The sequence below is a fragment of the Shinella sp. G-2 genome (genome assembly GCF_050172695.1).
Lineage (GTDB): Bacteria > Pseudomonadota > Alphaproteobacteria > Rhizobiales > Rhizobiaceae > Shinella.
This window is the reverse complement of sequence record NZ_JBBEYH010000006.1, coordinates 53,778-71,429: the sequence shown is the minus strand read 5'-3', so window position 1 is coordinate 71,429 and position 17,652 is coordinate 53,778. Positions and strand designations below refer to the sequence as shown.

16 protein-coding genes are annotated in these 17,652 nt (G+C 63.0%); 2 read left to right on the top strand and 14 right to left on the bottom strand.

The window, feature by feature from the left end:
- Positions 1-98: 98 nt before the first annotated feature.
- From V8U06_RS12610 to V8U06_RS12575, 8 genes are all read right to left on the bottom strand, one after another.
- Positions 99-830, bottom strand: coding sequence for a GntR family transcriptional regulator (locus V8U06_RS12610; protein ID WP_427140918.1), 732 nt, complete (start codon positions 828-830; stop codon positions 99-101).
- A gap of 166 nt (positions 831-996) precedes the next feature.
- Entirely contained in the window at positions 997-1,890 is an 894-nt protein-coding gene (locus V8U06_RS12605; RefSeq protein WP_427140917.1) for a DMT family transporter, read from the bottom strand.
- A gap of 7 nt (positions 1,891-1,897) precedes the next feature.
- Positions 1,898-2,869 (bottom strand): amino acid ABC transporter permease, encoded by a 972-nt coding sequence (locus V8U06_RS12600; protein ID WP_427140916.1) that lies wholly within the window; start codon positions 2,867-2,869, stop codon positions 1,898-1,900.
- Between the two features lie 32 nt (positions 2,870-2,901).
- Positions 2,902-4,182 (bottom strand): NAD(P)/FAD-dependent oxidoreductase, encoded by a 1,281-nt coding sequence (locus V8U06_RS12595; protein ID WP_427140915.1) that lies wholly within the window; start codon positions 4,180-4,182, stop codon positions 2,902-2,904.
- A gap of 60 nt (positions 4,183-4,242) precedes the next feature.
- Positions 4,243-5,070 (bottom strand): transporter substrate-binding domain-containing protein, encoded by an 828-nt coding sequence (locus V8U06_RS12590; RefSeq protein ID WP_427140914.1) that lies wholly within the window; start codon positions 5,068-5,070, stop codon positions 4,243-4,245.
- 264 nt (positions 5,071-5,334) lie between these two features.
- Positions 5,335-7,386, bottom strand: a complete 2,052-nt coding sequence (locus V8U06_RS12585; RefSeq protein WP_427140913.1) for an ATP-binding protein — start codon at positions 7,384-7,386, stop codon at positions 5,335-5,337.
- The gene (locus V8U06_RS12580; RefSeq protein WP_427140912.1) at positions 7,367-8,878 is read right to left on the bottom strand and encodes an ATPase domain-containing protein; all 1,512 of its coding nucleotides are present in this window, start codon (positions 8,876-8,878) and stop codon (positions 7,367-7,369) included. The genes V8U06_RS12585 and V8U06_RS12580 overlap by 20 nt, the downstream gene beginning before the upstream one ends.
- A 432-nt stretch (positions 8,879-9,310) precedes the next feature.
- The gene (locus V8U06_RS12575) at positions 9,311-10,573 is read right to left on the bottom strand and encodes a DUF763 domain-containing protein (RefSeq protein WP_427140911.1); all 1,263 of its coding nucleotides are present in this window, start codon (positions 10,571-10,573) and stop codon (positions 9,311-9,313) included.
- Between the two features lie 161 nt (positions 10,574-10,734).
- Here V8U06_RS12575 and V8U06_RS12570 point away from each other — a divergent pair, with 161 nt between their 5' ends.
- A complete protein-coding gene (locus V8U06_RS12570; RefSeq protein WP_427140910.1) occupies positions 10,735-10,917 on the top strand; it encodes a hypothetical protein in 183 nt (60 codons plus the stop codon).
- Between the two features lie 4 nt (positions 10,918-10,921).
- On the opposite strand, the gene V8U06_RS12565 is transcribed toward V8U06_RS12570, so the two are convergent.
- Both V8U06_RS12565 and V8U06_RS12560 read right to left on the bottom strand, forming a co-directional pair.
- Positions 10,922-11,203 (bottom strand): DUF2934 domain-containing protein, encoded by a 282-nt coding sequence (locus V8U06_RS12565; RefSeq protein WP_427140909.1) that lies wholly within the window; start codon positions 11,201-11,203, stop codon positions 10,922-10,924.
- On the bottom strand, positions 11,200-11,418 hold the full coding sequence (locus tag V8U06_RS12560) for a hypothetical protein (protein ID WP_427141087.1): 219 nt from the start codon (positions 11,416-11,418) through the stop codon (positions 11,200-11,202). Before V8U06_RS12560 ends, V8U06_RS12565 begins: the two co-directional genes overlap by 4 nt.
- Positions 11,419-11,748: 330 nt before the next feature.
- On the opposite strand from V8U06_RS12560, the gene otsA reads away from it, so the two are divergent.
- Positions 11,749-13,152, top strand: a complete 1,404-nt coding sequence (gene otsA / locus V8U06_RS12555) for an alpha,alpha-trehalose-phosphate synthase (UDP-forming) (protein WP_427140908.1) — start codon at positions 11,749-11,751, stop codon at positions 13,150-13,152.
- A gap of 138 nt (positions 13,153-13,290) precedes the next feature.
- On the opposite strand, the gene V8U06_RS12550 is transcribed toward otsA, so the two are convergent.
- The 4 genes from V8U06_RS12550 to V8U06_RS12535 form a co-directional block, all read right to left on the bottom strand.
- Positions 13,291-14,073, bottom strand: a complete 783-nt coding sequence (locus V8U06_RS12550) for an ABC transporter permease (RefSeq protein WP_427140907.1) — start codon at positions 14,071-14,073, stop codon at positions 13,291-13,293.
- Positions 14,074-14,075: 2 nt separating this feature from the next.
- Positions 14,076-15,254, bottom strand: coding sequence for an ABC transporter permease (locus tag V8U06_RS12545; protein WP_427140906.1), 1,179 nt, complete (start codon positions 15,252-15,254; stop codon positions 14,076-14,078).
- The gene (locus V8U06_RS12540) at positions 15,251-16,324 is read right to left on the bottom strand and encodes an ABC transporter ATP-binding protein (protein WP_371826673.1); all 1,074 of its coding nucleotides are present in this window, start codon (positions 16,322-16,324) and stop codon (positions 15,251-15,253) included. The genes V8U06_RS12545 and V8U06_RS12540 overlap by 4 nt, the downstream gene beginning before the upstream one ends.
- A 177-nt stretch (positions 16,325-16,501) precedes the next feature.
- Complete coding sequence (locus tag V8U06_RS12535) at positions 16,502-17,554, bottom strand: ABC transporter substrate-binding protein (RefSeq protein ID WP_427140905.1); 1,053 nt, start codon at positions 17,552-17,554, stop codon at positions 16,502-16,504.
- Positions 17,555-17,652: the final 98 nt, after the last annotated feature.

Here is a 17,652-nt window from a genome sequence, read left to right as displayed (position 1 = left end):
TCGCACAAGCAGAACGCGTCACGGTCCCCTTGTAGCGTCGGGCGGTCGCTTCGACTAGCCATGCGGATGCGCGGCACTCCCTGCCCTCCATGGCGGCGTCATTTGCGGACCATGCTGAAGGAGAAATGGCTGCCGCGATGATAGTCGAGGGCATAGTTGACCGGCGCTCCGGCGGCGTTGAAACAGGTTTCGGTGATGAGCAAGGCCGGGCCGAAGTCCTTCAGGCCATGCCGCTCCACCACCTCGACCGGCAGCATGACGGCGGAAACGCTCGCCGCCGACATCCGGGGGCGATTGCCGTATTCCTCCATGAGCTGCATCAGGGAGCCGCTCCAGTCGATATCATAGAGGCGTCCTGCGATGAGGCTGCGGGGCATGTAATCTATGCAGTAGAGGATGGGCTCGTCCTGGTGCAGGCGGATGCGCTCGATGCGGATCACCCGGTCTCCCGGGGCAAGCCTCAGGCTCTCGGCAACGCGTGTATCCGGTGTTTCCTCCGAAATGGAAACCACCTTGTTGACCGTGCTGTAGCCGTAATGGCGGACCATGTCCGTCACGCTCTCGAACACGGTGATCGGACGGTCGACCTGCACGGCAGTCAAAGCAGAGACGAAACGGCCGCGTCCGTGCTCGACATTGATCACATCGTCCTGCTCGAGCAGTTTCAGGGCCTCGCGCAATGCCGGCCGGGAAATCTTGAACCTTTGCGTCAATTGCGCTTCGGTCGGCAGCCTGTCGCCCGGCCTGAGCCCCTCGTCGCGTATGAGATCGGCGATCCTGTCCCTCAACTGAACGGCGATGGTGCGGGAATCGCGAAGGGGTTCCTCCACCGGGATGCCTCCTCATTCATGGTATCGCGCCTTCCTTGTCTGACAAATCCGGCAGGGTCAAGTGCGGCGCGCAGCGCCGCTCCGCACCCATGAAACGCCCCGGAATCTCCGCGGGGGCGGACGGACATTGGACATCGTCATCTTACAACCGTGTCCCACGGTCACCTCATGCGCCCAGCCGCTCGGAAGACCCCCTCAGGACGAGCCAGCCCGACAGGATGATGATCGCGGCACCGAGCACCGTGTGCGGTTCGACGGGCGTTGCGAAGAGGAGAACACCATAGAGACAGCCCCAGATGATCTGGCTGTACTGGAACGGGGCCACGACCGAGGCTTCGCCGACCCGGAACGCGCGCACCAGCAGCGCGTGGCCGCCCAGCATGAGTGCGCCGCCCGCCAGCGAGAGTCCGTAACCGGGAAGGTCGAGCGGCACCATATCGGTCGCAACGGCTGCAACGGCCAGCGCAACGGGCGTCATGACGATGAGCAGGCTCGCCACCAGCGCCGCGTCCGTTTCCGCCATCTTGGCCCGGCGCAGCAGGATCAGCGACAGCGCGAAGAACACCGCAGAAGCGAATGCTGCAAGATGACCGAGATTGAGCGGCGCGACACCCGGCTTGAGCGCCACGACGACGCCGGCAAAGCCGACGAGCACGCCCGCCCAGCCGATGCGCGAGAGCCGTTCACCGAGAAAGACGAAGCCAAGCATGGCGACGAGGATCGGTGTCAGGAAGGCAATGAGATAGGCCTCAGCCAGCGGAAGTTTGGCGAAGGCATAGTGGATGAGCAGCGTATCGACCGCGAGCAGAAAGGCCCGCCAGAAGGCGAGCGACGGCTGGCGCGGCACCAGACGGTGAATGCGTCCCGTGGCAATGGCATGTCCCAGAAGCAGGACAAGCGCCGCGACGGTGATGAGAAACGTCACCTGCGGCGCCGGTATCGTGTCCGCCATGATCTTGACGATGGCGTCGGTTGCCGAAAACACGAAAAAGGCAAGGAGAACGAGCACCGCCCCCCGGCCGTTGGACGGCACGACTGGCGCGCCGCCCTCGTCAATCACGGATGCCTCAGCGGACATTGAAACGGCCGAACCTTTCCTCGATGCGGGCCTGCGCATATTCGAGGCAGATCGACAGAATCCAGTAGATCATGGAAGCGGTTATCAGCATTTCGATATGACGGAATTCGGTCTGGCCCTGGGTGCGGGCAAGATACATGATTTCCCAGACGCCCACCACGGAGACGAGCGAAGAATCCTTCAGCATGGCGATGAACTGATTGCCGGTCGGTGGGATGATGACGCGCATGGCCTGCGGCAGGATGACGAGCGCCATGGTCTGCGCCGGGCTGAGGCCGAGGGCGGTCGCGCCTTCCGTCTGGCCGCGATTGATGCTCTGGATGCCGGCCCGGAAGATTTCCGTCATATAGGCGCCATAACAAAGCGACAGCGCCAGGATGCCGGCCGGCACGGCACCGATCACGTAGCCGACCTGTGGCAGGCCGAGATAGATGATGTAGATCTGCATGAGCAGAGGCAGGCCGCGAAAGAGCGACGTATAGAAGGTCGCAAGGCCGTAGATGACGCCGTTGTTGGAGAGCTTGGCGATGGCGCCGGCAAGGGCGATGATGGTCGCGATAATGATGGAGATCGCGGAAATATAGAGTGTCGTCGTCACACCCTGCGTGATGAGGAAGCCGATCTTCTTGGCGATGAAGGCGAAGGAGAGATCGAAGGAGTAGAAGAACAGCATCAACAGCGCGAACAGCTCGAACCAGACGGCCATGACCTGCTGGCGGCGCGGAAGCTGGCGAAGCGCCTTCCAGTTGGCGGCAAGGATGAGCGCGATCAGCACCGCCGAGACAAGGCGGCTGATGGCCGGGTTCTGCTTCAGCCAGTCCGCCGAGGACGGCAAGGCATGGCCTATCCAGGCGGAGCTGATGCCGAGGGCGTAGAGTGTCGCCACGATGACCGCAAGGATCAGCAGGCTGCCGATCCTGCGCGATGCTTCGGGATAGGTGAGTATCAGTCGGCCGATCATGTTCCGCCCTCTTCCTTGTTGATGGAGGCCGCTTAAGCCGCGCGCTCGCGCCACCAGTCCTGCGCCTGGAGTTTCCAGTAGGTGAGCTGCGCCACGGCAAGACCCGCAAGGCCGCCGGCCCAGACAAGGCCGAAAGGCTCGAAGAGCCTGTAGCGATCGGACTCGCCCAGGATGCCTTCGGCGATCACCTTGCCGCCGATCGCCGTGGTGTTGAGCCCGTGCCCGCCGAAGGCGGTGCAATACCAGACGCCCGGACTCATGCGCCCGATCTGGGGCATCAGATGGCGGGCATAGGACATCAGGCCCGACCAGGCGAGCTCTGTCCTGAGATCCCTGAGCTGCGGATAGGTGCCGATCATCTCGGCGCGCAATTCCTTGACGAGGCCGGCCGTGGAGGCGGCATGGGTGGTGATGCGCCCACCCCACAGGATGCGGCGACCGCCGTCGACGAGGCGGTAGTAATCGCCGGCCCGGCGATTGTCGCCGATGGCGTTTTCCGTGGCAATCGCCGTGGCGATCAGTTCCGGCGCTTCTTCGCTGACCATGACATAGGTGGCGATCGGCAGGAAGGACCGCTTCAGCCTGCCGTTCAGCCCGTCGGTGTAGCCGCCTGTCGTGAAGACGACATCATGGGCTCTCACCTCGCCGCCCGCCGTTTTCACCCGTTTTTCAGTGCGGGAGAAATCCACCGATGTTGCGGGCGACTGCTCGCAGATGCGTCCGCCGAGACGCTCGATCTCGGCCGCGATGGCGCGCAGGTAGTTGAGCGGGTGCATGTGGAAGGCGTTCGGATTGCGCAGCGCCTGGAAGTAACGCTCGGACTTCAGCACGGCGCGCACGGCGTCGCGGTCCATATAGTCGAGGTCATAACCGTATTCGCGGCGGGTCTCGTCCGCATAGGCCTTGAGGCTCGGGCCGTCGTCATAGCGCAGCACGCTCATGATCCCCGGCTCGGGCCGCGCGCTGTCGATACCGAGCGACTTGATGTTCTCGCGGATGAATTCCATGCCCTCGATGGAGAGATGGTGCAGCTTGCGCGCCGCATCCTTGCCGGTGATGCGGGCGATGTCGTCGCCACCCGTCGCATAGCCGGGGCCGACAAAACCGCCATTGCGCCCCGAGGCGCCGAAACCCACGCTTTCAGCTTCCAGCACCGTGACATGCTTGCCGGCGCGGGCAAGCTGCAGTGCCGTCGAAAGGCCGGCAAGACCGCCGCCGACGATGACAACGTCGCATTCGACCGTGCCGGCAAGCGCCGGGCGCGCCGTCTGGTCCGCCATGGTTCGTTTGTAATAGGTGTCCGGATAGGACATGGGCAGGCTCCCCTCGAAGAGTCGGGCGCGGGCGAAATGCCGCCCACGCCGCAGAGTTCGTCAGTCGGTGCTGTAGTCCTTGCCGTACCACTTGGTGGTGAGCGTACCCAGCGTGCCGTCCTTCTTCATTTCCTCGATGATGCCGCCAACCTTTGCGGTCCATTCCGGGTCGACCTTCTCGGCGATGACAACGAGCGGTTCACGGAAGGCGTATTCGCCTTCAAGGGTCTTGACCGGATAGCCGTTCTTGATGGCGTTCATCGCGGTCTGCTCGGGCGCGATCACCGCATCGAGACGCACGCCATTGCCGAGGCGCAGGTCGTCGAAGGGCAGCATGGAATCGGCGAAGGTGCGGACCTCGCCCGGCTCCAGCTTGTATTCGATCGGGGGCAGGCCGGGCGCATCGATCTCGAGCCTGCGATTGATGAAGTCTTCCGACGTCGTCGCCGTCTCGACGCCGATGACCTTGCCGTTGAGATCGGTCACGGACTTGGCGTCGCTGTCCTTGTGCACGACGTAAACATAGGGGCTGTAATAGTAGATGCCGACGAAGTCGATCACCTGGGCGCGCGCCTTGGTCGGGGTGACCGAGCCGACACCCAGATCGTAGCGGCCCTGCCACCGGCCGCCCGTCAGGGTCGCCCAGTCCGGCGTCTCGAAGGTCACCTCCACGCCAAGGCGCTTTGCGATTTCGCGCGACACGTCGATGTCGAAGCCGACCATCTCATTGCTGTCGTCGAGGTAGCTCTGGGGTGGCCAGCCGCTGTTCGTGGCCACGACCATGGCCTTCTTTTCCATGACGCGGTCGAGCGTTTCGCCCGCCTGGGCAGACACTGCTGCAGCCATGAAGGCGGCACCGACAGCCAATCGCATGAAGAGCGTTTTCATTTGTTCCTCCTGATGATCCGTCAGTTCGGATCCCCTTATGTAAGATGTCTGACAAGATGAATGTTCTGCACTCGAGATCGGCGAGTCAAGCAAGCTGCGGCATGCGTTCATGAAAGAAATGGATTGGAACATGAAATTGCAGGATGAAGTGGAGCGAGGCGACCCCTCGCAAGAGCAAAAAGGCGCGTGGGCGCGGCGCAGTCCCGCGCTCGTCGCTCAGTCCGGAGCCTGAGGGAGGAGACCGGCATCGTCGCGACGGCCCGTCTATACGTCTTTCAAAACGCGCTCGATCTCCTGTGCAAGCTGTTGCTGCGTATAGGGTTTGCCAAGACGCGCGACGTCGATATCGATCCCCGACGGTAGATCGGCATATCCGGATGCGATGAGGATTGGCAGGTCCGGCAACAGGGCCCGTGCGGCCATGGCCAGTTCTCCGCCGGTCATTTCCGGCATGGAATAATCGGTGATCAGCAGATCAAACCTGCCGCTTCCACGAAGGTGTGCAAGCGCCTCCTTGCCGGAATGCGCTTCGATCACCTCGTGACCGAGATCGGTCAGCATGTCGACCGAACTCATGGCGATCAGGAAATCGTCATCCACGAGAAGGACGCGCAGGGCCCCGACCTGCTGGTCGGGCTCCTGCCCGCCAGAACCGTCCGAGACGACAGGTTGCGCATCGGAGACGGGAATCCACAATTCGGCCGTGGTGCCTTTCCCTGGCGTGCTGCGCAGCCGAAGCGTTCCCTTCAACTGAAGCGCCAATCCGTGGATCATCGACAGGCCGAGCCCGGTGCCTTTTCCGAGCTCCTTCGTGGAGAAAAACGGTTCAATCGCTTTTTGTAGCGTCTCTTCATCCATGCCGTGGCCCTCGTCGGCGACCGAGAGCACGCCGTACCGGCCTGCCGCAAGATCGCCCTCTCCGTGTTCGAGGCTCCTTGCCGCCAGGGTGATACGGACAGTTCCTCCCTCCGCCATCGCGTCGCGCGCATTCACCACAAGGTTCAGAAGCGCCAGTTCCAGCTGATTGGCATCGGCGAGCACGGGCTCCAGCCGTTCGGGAAGGTTCGTCTCGATCACAATACCCGTTCCGACCGAGCGTTTCAGAAGATCGGACATGTCTCCCACCAGCTTGCCGAGATCGACGGGATCGACCCGCAAATCTTGCCGGCGTGCGAAGGCCAGAAGCCGCTGTGTCAGCGAGGCACCGCGCCGCGCGCCCTGAAGCGCGCCGTCGATCAGTCGCGCTGCCTTCACGTCGCCATCGACATGCTTGCGCAGAAGCTCGAGATTGCCCAGAACCGCCATCAGCAGATTGTTGAAGTCGTGGGCGACCCCGCCCGTCAACTGACCGATCGCCTCCATCTTCTGAGCTTGCCGAAGCTGTTCTTCGGCCCGTTCGCGCTGGGCGACTTCAGCCATGACGATGGCGTGGGCCTCGTGCAGTTCGGCCGTCCGTTCGGCGACGCGCTCCTCGAGGGTTTCGTTCAATTTCCGCTGCTGCTCATCCGCGGATATCCGGTCGGTTATATCGGCGGAAACGCCCACAAGCTTGATCGCCTTTCCACTTCGGTTGCGATAGAGCTGGGCGCGGATTTCCGCCCAGTGGATGGAACCGTCGAGCCAGATCGTGCGATATTCGATCTCGTAGTCGCCGCCAGTTTCGATCGTTGCTCTTACCGCTGACTTCGTCTTCTCGACGTCGTCGGGGTGGATGGCCGCAAGCAGGTCGTCGTAGGTAAACGCATCTTCCGGGCCACGGCCGAAGACGCCGCGGCAGGTGGCCGATGTCACGAGTGCGTCGGTGGAAAGGTCGAGCTCCCATGCACCGAGATGGCCGGCTTCGAGCGCCGCCTGAAGCCGGCGCTCGCCCTCGTCCAGCGCTTCGATGCGCAGCCGGGCCTCGTATTGGCGGCGGCGACCCCGCATTGCCGACCGCGCCACGCTGATAAATGTGGTGGCGTGGAAGGGCCGCTCGATGAAACTGACATTGCCCAGCACTTCCGACAAACGAGCCGCGGAAGGATTGCGCTCCGGTCCGCCCCCGCGATGGGTGAGAATGATGAAGGGCAGGTCCGACCAGCTCGGCTGTGCCTTGATCCAGGCCGAAAGAGAACGAAGGTCCGCCGAACGCAGTGCCTCTTCCGTCACGACGGCGAAGGCCGTGTCCTCATCCAGGGCCGACACGAACGCAGCGAGATCCTCTGCGATGTCGGACAGGATGGCGGCTTCGGACAGCAGCGAGCCCGCGATTTGCGCGTCCCGCCCCAAAGGCGCGTGAATCAAGGCGATGGCGTCTCTATTTGGAATGGTCCGCACCCTCGCTAGAAGATTTCAACAGCGGCTGCGCTTCGCCAACGGGCGTCGGAACGCCACGCAGAATGCCCTGGAATCCCGTCAGCGGCTCGCCGAGCGTAAGGCCGCCCCGGCCGATCCTGAATTCCCGTATCGTGTCCTCGTGTTTTCCCGTCCGCTTCTTGATAATCGAAATTGCACGCCGGACTTTGCCCAGCGCCTCGAAGTAACGCAGCAACACGACCGTGTCGGCCAGATAGGTAACGTCGACCGGCGACTTCATGTCGCCCACCAGCCCATGCTGCGCGACGGTTACGAAGGTGTTCGCGCCCTGCCGGTTCAGATATTGCAGCAGCTCGTGCAGATGAAGAATGAGCGCGTTTTCCTCGGGCATGGAGGCTTGGTAGCCGTTGATGCTGTCGATGACCACGGTCTTGGCGTCGAAGCTCGCAACGCGCTCGCGCACGCGTTGGGCGAATTCGCCGGGCGAAAGCTCGGCGGCGTCCAACTGCTCGATATGGATCAGGCCGTCGCGCTGGTAGCGCTGAAGATCGAATCCCAGGGCCTTGGTGCGGCCGAAGAGCAGGCTGAGTTCCTCGTCGAAAATGAAGAGTGCCGCCTTTTCGCCGCGCTTGACCGCGGCGTCGACAAATTGCAGCGCAAAGAGGCTCTTGCCCGTGCCCGCAGGCCCAATCAGCAAGGTGCTCGATCCCCGTTCGATGCCGCCGCCCAGGAGTGCGTCAAGTTCCGCGATGCCGCTGGTCAGCGTCGAGCGCTCGAACTCGGTCTTGTGCTCGATGGCGCGCAGCCTCGGGAAGACGACGACGCCCCCGGTTTTGATCGTGAAGTCGTGATAGCCGCCGCGAAAAGCCTGGCCGCGATACTTGGTAATCCGCAGTCGGCGCCTTTCCGATCCGTAACTCGGTGCCAGTTGTTCGAGATGGATGACCCCGTGCACGACACTGTGGACCGTCTTGTCGAGGACGTCGGAGGTCATGTCATCGAGCAGCAGAACGGTTGCGCCCGTGCGAGAGAAGAAGTGCTTCAAAGCGAGAATCTGCCGCCGGTAGCGCAGGGAGCTTTGCGCAAGAAGGCGGATCTCCGAGAGGCTGTCGAGGACGACGCGGCTTGGCTTGATCCTGGCGAAGGTCTCGAAAATCATCTTCGTGGTCTCGCCCAGTTCCAGATCCGAAGAGTAAAGCAGGCTCTGTTGCTGATCGGCATTCAGCAGGTTCTCGGGTGGAACAAGCTCAAAGATTTCGATATTGCCGTCGATCGTCATGCCGTGCGACAGCGCGCTGTCGCGCAGCTCGTCCTCGGTCTCGGAGAGCGTGATGTACAGACACTTTTCGCCAAGCGCGGCTCCTTCCTGGAGAAACTGCAAGGCGATCGTGGTCTTGCCCGTCCCGGGCGTCCCTTCGAGAAGAAAGACATGTCGGCGGGACAAGCCGCCGGATAAGATGTCATCGAGACCCTCGACGCCAGTTTTTGCCCGCTCAGAAACACTGCTATCCATCTGTCCCTCCGCTTGTCCGCCGGTAACTAGGGTGCTGCGACGCAATTGCAACGGGAGGGCGTCCTGGACGTGGCACAGATTTGGCCGTGCCGTTGATTGCGACCTGGGCCCCTGCATGCCGCAGTTCGAAACGCATCTTGGGTGGCCGAAACTCGGGGAAGCTCCGGCAGACGGAGCAACTTGAGCCTCCGCCCGGCTACGGTATCGACGCAGCCACGCCCTTCCCTCTCGGGAGCGGGCATCTTGATTTCGGTCGCATAAATGTTGAAGCGATAATGCTCCGCCTCTGCCGTTGGTACGCCAGCGTACCAACGGCCGCAGTTGGGCACATCCGACGCGACGGCAACGTTTCCGGACCGAGCCGCGCTCTAGCTTCTTTTGTTTTCGTTTGTCTTTTCGGGAAAACCGGTTCCCACTTTTCCCTGACAAACTCTAGTCGTCCGATTGCGCCCCGGTAAGATCGCGTTCCCAGCCGAACACGCTACGGCCGTCCAGGGCTGCCGACCGATGAAATTCGCCGGCGACGATCTCTTTCAGGTCCGGTCCCGTCACATAGCGTTCAAGCTGACGGCTTTGCTCGTCAAGTCGCTTCAGGGCCTGGAGCTCCTCGTCCAGGCCCAGCCTTGCCTTGCGGACCGCGGATTTCATCACGCCGATCGTTTCGTCATATACTCTCAGCGGGACAGGAAAGGGGTGCCGGTCCTTGCCACCATGGGCGAGCGAAAAGCGGGCGGGATCTGAAAAGCGGCAGGGTGTGCCATGCACGACCTCGGCCACCATCGCCAGAGCCCGAACGGTGCGCGCGCCGACGCCCGGCGTGAGCAGCAGATTTTCGAAGTCGGCCGGTCCGCGTTCGGCCGCTGCGGCGAGATTGCCATGCAGGCGCCGCATGTTGACGTCGCTTTCGCGTACATCGTGATGCGCAGGCATCACGAGATGCGGCAAGGCCAGCTGTTCACCGCTTTTCTTCATGCCGACTGCCGGGGATTTCTCGATCGCGGCCAGTTCGCGAAGGATGCCGTCCGGTCCGAGCGTTGCCAGAAGGTCGAGCTGCCCCTCCCGCGAGGGCTTGGCGCGCGCGTCGGCAAGATTGACGATCTCCCCCTGATCCCTGCCCTCGATGGCGGCATGCGGCGAGTCCAGAAAACCGGTCAGCCCTTCGGATAGCCAGTGATATCGCCGGGCTTGGCGCCTGACGTCGTTCATTCCCTGCTGCACGACAACCCATTTTCCGTCGTCGGCAACGACAAATCCGTGCAGGTAAAGGTCGAATCCGTCCTGCACCGCGGCGCTGTCGACCTTCGCCACCAGTCGGCTTGTCGTCGAAAGCCGCGCTCCATCGAGGCCGACACGGTCGCCGATGCGCATCAATTCGCCTGGCGTCTTGCGCGACTGGGCGCCGCGCCCACCACAGACGTGGAGACCCAATTCACCCGAAAGCGGCACCAGGCCGCGCTTCAGGGCGCCGAGCACGCTGGTCGTGATGCCTGAGGAATGCCAGTCCATGCCCATGACGGCGCCGAAGGACTGGAACCAGAACGGGTTGGCCAGCCGGCGGAGATATTCGTCGCGCCCATAGTGATGAACAATCGCTTCGGTGATGACCGCGCCGAGCCGCGTCATACGGTCCCCGAGCCATCTCGGAACTCTCCCGCCATGCAGGGGAAGATCGGCGCTTCCTGCGCGTTTCGCCAATGGTGTTCCCTCCATGATGCCTGCCGACAGATAGAAAGCGCCGGCCTGCCTTGCAAGATTGCGGCCCGATTGGCCTGCGTACGTTTCCGTACCGACGGTCCGACGTCAGGAACCTCGTCCCACAGCGTGCATTTTGGCCGACACGGGCAAGGAGGGAGACGATGCAGCATTCCAGCGAAAAACGTCTGACGATGGCAGGCCAGGTCTTCGACGTCGTGGCGTTCTGCCGGTTGCAGGACATCGACGAGCGCGAAATCCTCAAGCTGGTAAGGTTGATCGGGCGGTTCGCAAGCCGGCTTGAAATCCAGATGAACCTGACGAAAAGGCCGCCACGTTTCCGGTAGAGCCCTACGGTCCTTCCGTGCGTTTGATCGTTCGGGTCGCAGGCTCCCTGCCGGTGGTGATATCGACAGCCGTCTGCCCGTTCCGGCGCACCTTGGCACCGCGTCTCTCCCCCAGCACGGAGAACCCTCTGAACGGCGCACGCGGCAAGGGTGTCTTCTTCAGTTCGGCGACTGCCATCAGCCAGTGCCGCAGTTCCTCGCCGGAGGGGCAGCCTTCCGCCTGCCATATCGCATAGGCACGCAGGCGGATGCGTTCGATCTCGCTCTCCGTCGACCCTGTCTTCATGGGGTGTGCCCCAGCACCGAGAGCGCATCCTGCAACCGCAGCGACGCCAGGGCTTTGGCAGCATCCTCCGATGACCAGCCGGCCCGCACGGCCGCTGCCAGCACCGCCTTGTCCGTTTCGATCTCCAGTCGGTCGTAGAGCGGTTCGATCGCCTCGCGGGCGGTCACCACATGGTCGCCCCGCGGCGTGACGGGAATTTCGGAAGAGCGCGGCATCATATCCTCCCCTCGGTTGGATCAGGCAAGTCAAACCGACAGGCGCTTGCATGGTTCCCGGCGGGCTGGCTTTTTGACGCGATCCGATGCCACGGGGAACCAAATCCCTCGGCGCAAGTTGGCTTCGCAACCAAAGCTGCTAACGGGGCCGGCGAGACCGCCACCGTCAGGCAACCCGCTTCCGCGCGATGGCGTTGGAACTTTTTGGTGGCCTGCGGGTTTTCATCGGGTTGCCATAACCAATGAATTCAAATTCGCTGTTGCTAACCTTCCCTCTCTGGCCTCCGGCTTCGCGAAGGTGAGCCCATTCCCAATCTGGTGCTGTAAATCATGAGTCGTCTTATCGTCGTTTCCAATCGCGTTCCCGTTCCGGACAAGAAAGGGACCGCGCCGGCCGGCGGCCTTGCGGTCGCGCTACAGTCCGCGCTCGAGGCACGTGGCGGTTTGTGGCTCGGCTGGTCGGGGCAATCGTGCGCGGAAGATGCTGTGGGTCCGCTGAGGATGTTGCGGGACGGCAACATCGACTATGCGCTGACGGACCTCACCGAGCGCGATGTCGAGGAGTATTATCAAGGCTTTGCCAACCGCGTTCTCTGGCCGATCTGCCACTATCGGCTGGACCTTGCCGAATATGGCCGGCGCGAAATGGCCGGGTATTTTCGCGTGAACCGCTTCTTCGCCAGCCGCCTGCTCCCGTTGATCGAAGAGGACGACCTTATCTGGATTCACGACTACCATCTCATCCCGCTTGCGGCGGAACTGCGTCGGCAGGGCGTGAAGAACCGGATCGGCTTCTTCCTCCATATCCCCTGGCCGGCCCCGGATGTGTTCTTCGCGATGCCTGTCCACGAGGAAATCCTCACCAGCCTGACCGCCTATGACGTGCTCGGCTTTCAGACCGAGCACGATCGCGAGAACTTCGCCGATTGCCTTCAACGGCAAGGGCTCGGCAGCCGTCGGGGCAAGGCGCATTTTTCTATCGGAAATCGGACATTCACCGCGCGGGCTTATCCGATCGGCATTGAGACGGAAGAGTTCGCGACGCTGGCGCAGCGGGCCGCGGAGACCACCCTTCACAAGCGCATGCTGCAGAGCCTCGACGGCAAGGCCCTGATCATCGGCGTCGACCGGCTCGACTATTCCAAGGGCATCACCCAGCGCATCGATGCCTTCGAGACCTTCCTCACACGCAATTCCGATAGCCAGCGCAAGGTGACGCTGTTGCAGATCACACCGAAATCGCGCTCTGAAGTGCCGGAATACGAGGCGATGCAACGGGCGGTGGCCGAACAGGCCGGCCGCGTCAATGGCGCGCTCGGCACCGTGGACTGGGTGCCGATCCGTTATGTCAATCGCTCCCTGCGGCGCCCGGCTCTGGCGGGCCTTTACCGCATGGCGAAACTTGCCCTCGTTACGCCGCTCCGCGACGGCATGAACCTCGTCGCCAAGGAATTCGTCGCAGCGCAAAGCGAGGAGAATCCAGGTGTTCTCCTGCTCTCGCGCTTTGCCGGAGCCGCACAGGAATTGAAGGATGCGGTGCTCGTCAACCCCTACGATGTCGAGGGAACCGCGGACGCCATGGCGCGCAGCCTCTCCATGCCGGTGGAGGAACGCCGCGCACGATGGAAAGGCATGATGACGGCCTTGCGTGCAAACGATGTGTTCACCTGGTGCGATACCTTCCTCGGCGATCTCTCAAGGGACGAACAGGAAGCAGCCAGGAGCATTGCCTGAAGCGAACGCCCTGTGAGCGTATCGCCTTGAATCCTATTGATCATCTTGTCGTGATGAACCGGCCGGGAACGGAAACGAAAGACGGCCCAGCGAAGCCGAAAGCCGCTGATGGTAAAGCACGCGGCAGATACGCAAGCGCTAGCGCCGTTTCGCCAACACTGCGCGGGACAGCACCATCACCAGGCCGATGGCGACCGTCGCGACGATGAACAGGAAGGCCGCGGCGGCGATGGCGGGGCTGATGTTCTCGCGGATGCTGGAGAACATCTGCCGCGCCAGCGTGCGCTGGTTCGGGCCGGCGACGAAGAGCGTCAGCACCACTTCGTCGAGCGACGTCGCGAAGGCGAGTACGGCGCCGGAGAGCACGCCGGGCATGGCAAGCGGCAAGGTGATCCGGCGGAAGACCGTCGTGGGGGCCGCCCCAAGGCTTTGCGCTGCGAGTTCCACACGCTCATCGATGCCGGCGAGCGCCCCGGTGACGCTGACCACCACGAACGGCACGGCCACGACCGTATGGGCGATAATCACGCCCAGATAGCTGTTCGTCAGCCCGAAACCCGCAAGCAGGACCTGCAGGCCGACACCGAGCACGACGGCCGGCACGACCATGGGCAAAAGGAAAAGCGTGCGCATCGTGCCGCGGAAAAGGATGATCCGGTTGCGCAAGCCGAGCGATGCGGCGGTGCCGAGAGCGGTGGCAAGGAGCGTCGTGCCCGTGCCGATGATCAGGCTGTTGACGATCGCCCGGCGCCAGGCATCGGCGAAGAACAGTTCCTCGAACCAGCGCAGCGACCAGGACGGGATCGGATAGGTGAGGATGACGCTGGAGGTGAAGGCGAGCGGCAGGATCGCAAGGAGCGGGGCGACGAGGAAGACGATCGTCAGGATGGCGAAGGTGGCCTTGGCGACTTTCATCGGCATGGTCAGCCCCTCCCCGGTTCGTCGCTGGAGAGCCGTGCATAGACGCTGTAGAGCAACAGCGTGGCGACGAGCAGCACCATGCCGAGCGCGCCGGCCATGCCCCAGTTCGCCGAGCCCGTGGCGTAGAAGGCGATGATGGAAGAAATCATCTGGTCGCCCGGCCCGCCGATCAATGCCGGCGTGATGTAGTAGCCGATAGCCGAGATGAAGACGAGCAGGCCGCCGGAGGCGACACCACGCAGGCTGAGCGGCAGAAGGATGCGCAGGAAGGCGCGCAGCGGATGGGCGCCGAGCGAAGCGGCGGCCGGCATCAGGTTCTTCGGGATGGTGATCAGCACGGAATAGATCGGCAGCACCATGAAGGGGAGCAGCACATGGGTCATGGCGATGATGACGCCCGTGCGGTTGAAGATCAGCGCCAGCGGCGCATCGATGAGGCCGATGCCGCGCAGCAGATCGTTGATGAGGCCCTGCTCCTGCAACAGGATGAACCAGGCGGCCGTGCGCACCAGAAGCGAGGTCCAGAGCGGCAGCAGCACCGCACCGAGCATCAGGTCGCGTTTCCAGCCGGTCAGCGAGGCTGCGATGATGGCATAGGGGTAGCCGATCACCGCGCAGAAGAACGTAACGAGCCCGGCAATCCAGAAGGTGCGTGCAAGGATGACACCGTTGACCGACTGGTCGGCCGGCAGGTGTTCGATTTCACCGGCGGCATTGCGGCCGAAATCAACGGCCGCGAGCAGGTTGCGATCCGTATAGGGTGAGAGCGCATCGGCGATCGCCAGCCAGAATTCCGGCTTTTCCCAACGCTTGTCGATAGAAACGAGGTCCGCGGGCGGATTTGCGGTGTCGGCAAGGGCGCTCGTCGTCTTGCCCATCAGCGTACGGAAGCCGGAGCGGGCACTGTTGAGCCGGCGTACCATGTCGCCGAGGGCCTGGTCGTCGTCGACGGCTTTCAGATCCTCCATCAGCGCGGTCTGCATGGGCATCGAGGGCGGCGACTTGCGATCCCAGTCGGCCAGAATCTCTGCGCTGCGCGGCAGGAGCTTCAGCACGGCCGGATCCGACACGGCCTGCGACATCATGCTGAACAGCGGCCAGACGAAGAAGCCGATGAGGAAGACAAGCAGCGGCGCCAGCAGGAAAAGCGATCGCCCGGTGCGGGAGGATGCCGTCGTCATGGCGCGATGACCCGGCAGTCGCCGGCGGAAAACGCGGCATAAACCTTGGTGCCCGGCGGAAACTCGCGAGACCGGCGGCCAAGCTTGGCGATCAGAGGGGAGCTGGCGTTCTGCAGTTGCACGCGCAGGTGATCGCCCTGATAGACACTGTCGGTGACTTCCGTTTCGAGCACATTGCGCGCCTCGCTCCGTTTCTCGCTGAGATCGACGCGTTCCGGGCGGATCGACAGGAAAACGGATTGCCCGGAAGCGACGGTGCCGGCCACGGCCGAGACGATCTGCGCACCCGAGGCAAGACGCACGGTCGCCTCCTGTCCCTCGACGGCCTCGACGACGCCTTCGACGAGGTTCGTCTCCCCGATGAACTCGGCAACGAAGCGCGTCGCCGGCTCGTCATAGACCTGACGGGGGGAGCCGATCTGCTCGATCTTGCCCTTGTTGAACACGGCGACACGGTCCGACATGGTGAGAGCTTCGGACTGGTCGTGTGTCACGAAGACGATGGTGAGGCCGAGGCGGCGGTGCAGATCGCGGATATCGAGTTGCATCTGCTCGCGCAATTGTTTGTCCAGTGCGCCGAGCGGCTCGTCCATCAGCACGACCCGCGGTTCGAAGACCAGTGCGCGGGCAAGCGCTACACGCTGCTGCTGGCCGCCGGAAAGCTGCGAGGGGCGACGATCGGACAGGGCCGAAAGCTGAACCATGTCGAGCGCCCGCTTGACCCGCTCACCGGCCTCGGCCTTGCCGATACCGCGCATTTGTAGAGGAAAAGCGATGTTCTCTCCGACCGACATGTGGGGGAAGAGCGCATAGCTCTGAAAGACGACACCCATGTCCCGCTTGTGTGTGGGGACGGCGTTGATGGCTGTTCCATCGAGCAGAATGTTGCCCGATGTCGGTTGTTCGAACCCCGCCAGCATCATCAGGAGCGTCGTCTTGCCGGAACCGGAGGGGCCGAGCAGGCTGACGAACTCGCCCTTCTCGATGCCGAGGTCAAGGTTTTCGACCACGCAGAGCGAGCCGTAGAATTTGGTGATGCGGTCGAAGCGAATGAATTCGGCCAAGCTCATGACTCCATCGAGACGGTTGCACGCGGCGGGTCGCCCCTCACCCGCATGCCACTCCTCTTCCCAAGGGCGGAGAAAAGGAGACGATGCACTGTTCGACACCTGTGGGTAGGCCCCGTCACGGCCCCTCCCGCTCAGGGAAGAGGCCGCGCGAGTGAGGGCCTAGCCCTCAGCGCAGCGTTACTGCGCCAGCCAGGCGTTGAAGCGCTGGGTCAGCGTTTCGGAATTGTCGATCCAGAAGTCGACATTGAGCGCAATCGCGTCCGTCATGTTCGCCGGGTCGGTCGGCAGGTCCTTGGCGAATTCCGCCGGCACCTTCGCGGCCGCATCCTTGTTCGGCAGACCGTAGGCAACGTATTGCGGCAACTTCGCCTGATTTTCCGGCAGGCTCGCGAAGGCGATGAAGTCCTGTGCCGCGTCCTTGTTCTCGGCGTCCTTCAGCACGACCCAGCTGTCGACGGCGTAGATGCTGCCCGGGAAAACGACCTTGAAATTCTTGCCTTCCGAACGATTGATGCCGGTGATGCGGCCGTTATAGGCCGAGGTCATGGCGACTTCACCCGAGGCGAGGAACTGCAGCGGCTGTGCGCCGGATTCCCACCAGACGATATTCGGCTTCAGCTCGTCGAGCTTCTTGAAGGCGCGCGCGACGCCCTCTTCCGTGCCGAGCACGTCATAGAGTTCGTCCTTGGAAACGCCGTCGGCGAGCAGCGCGAATTCGAGCGTGTATTTCGGCCCCTTGCGCAGCGAACGCTTGCCGGGGAACTTCTCGACATTCCAGAAGTCCGCCCAGGATGTCGGGCCTTCCGCCAGCTTTGCGCCGTCATAGGCGATCGCGGTGGACCAGACGATGGCGCCGACGCCACAGTCGTTGACGGCGCTGTCGAGGAACTTGTCCTTGCCGCCCATCTTGTCCCAGTCGATCTTCTCGTAGAGACCGTCTGCACAGCCGAGCGCCAGTTCCTCGGCCTCGACCTGCACGGCATCCCAGTTCGGTGCGCCGGCCTTGACCTTCGACTGGATGACGCCGATGCCGCCGTCCCAGGCCTCGTCGAGCACCGGCTTTCCGGTCTTCTCGGCGAACGGCTTGAAGTAGATCTCGCGCTGGCCGTCCTGATAGTTGCCGCCCCAGGAAACGACGGTAAGGTCCCGCGCGAAGAGCGGCGCGGCGATGCCGGCCGACAGAATGACGGCAGCCGCCGCCAGGATACCCGATTTCAGAATTGTCTTCATGGCACTCCCCTTTTCTTCTGTAGTGGAGCCAGCGGCTCCGATGACGATTTCATGCGGACCGTCGACCTCGCCTTTGCGGCGATGGCTGCGGCCTTCAC

Bases quoted from the DNA above. Each gene is read 5' to 3' on its own strand.
- V8U06_RS12545 (WP_427140906.1), bottom strand. From the start codon at position 15,254: ATGACGACGGCATCCTCCCGCACCGGGCGATCGCTTTTCCTGCTGGCG.
- V8U06_RS12595 (WP_427140915.1), bottom strand. From the start codon at position 4,182: ATGTCCTATCCGGACACCTATTACAAACGAACCATGGCGGACCAGACG.
- V8U06_RS12590 (WP_427140914.1), bottom strand. From the start codon at position 5,070: ATGAAAACGCTCTTCATGCGATTGGCTGTCGGTGCCGCCTTCATGGCT.
- V8U06_RS12550 (WP_427140907.1), bottom strand. From the start codon at position 14,073: ATGCCGATGAAAGTCGCCAAGGCCACCTTCGCCATCCTGACGATCGTC.
- V8U06_RS12570 (WP_427140910.1), top strand. From the start codon at position 10,735: ATGCAGCATTCCAGCGAAAAACGTCTGACGATGGCAGGCCAGGTCTTC.
- V8U06_RS12580 (WP_427140912.1), bottom strand. From the start codon at position 8,878: ATGGATAGCAGTGTTTCTGAGCGGGCAAAAACTGGCGTCGAGGGTCTC.
- V8U06_RS12565 (WP_427140909.1), bottom strand. From the start codon at position 11,203: ATGAAGACAGGGTCGACGGAGAGCGAGATCGAACGCATCCGCCTGCGT.
- V8U06_RS12600 (WP_427140916.1), bottom strand. From the start codon at position 2,869: ATGATCGGCCGACTGATACTCACCTATCCCGAAGCATCGCGCAGGATC.
- V8U06_RS12535 (WP_427140905.1), bottom strand. From the start codon at position 17,554: ATGAAGACAATTCTGAAATCGGGTATCCTGGCGGCGGCTGCCGTCATT.
- V8U06_RS12540 (WP_371826673.1), bottom strand. From the start codon at position 16,324: ATGAGCTTGGCCGAATTCATTCGCTTCGACCGCATCACCAAATTCTAC.
- V8U06_RS12560 (WP_427141087.1), bottom strand. From the start codon at position 11,418: ATGCCGCGCTCTTCCGAAATTCCCGTCACGCCGCGGGGCGACCATGTG.
- otsA (WP_427140908.1), top strand. From the start codon at position 11,749: ATGAGTCGTCTTATCGTCGTTTCCAATCGCGTTCCCGTTCCGGACAAG.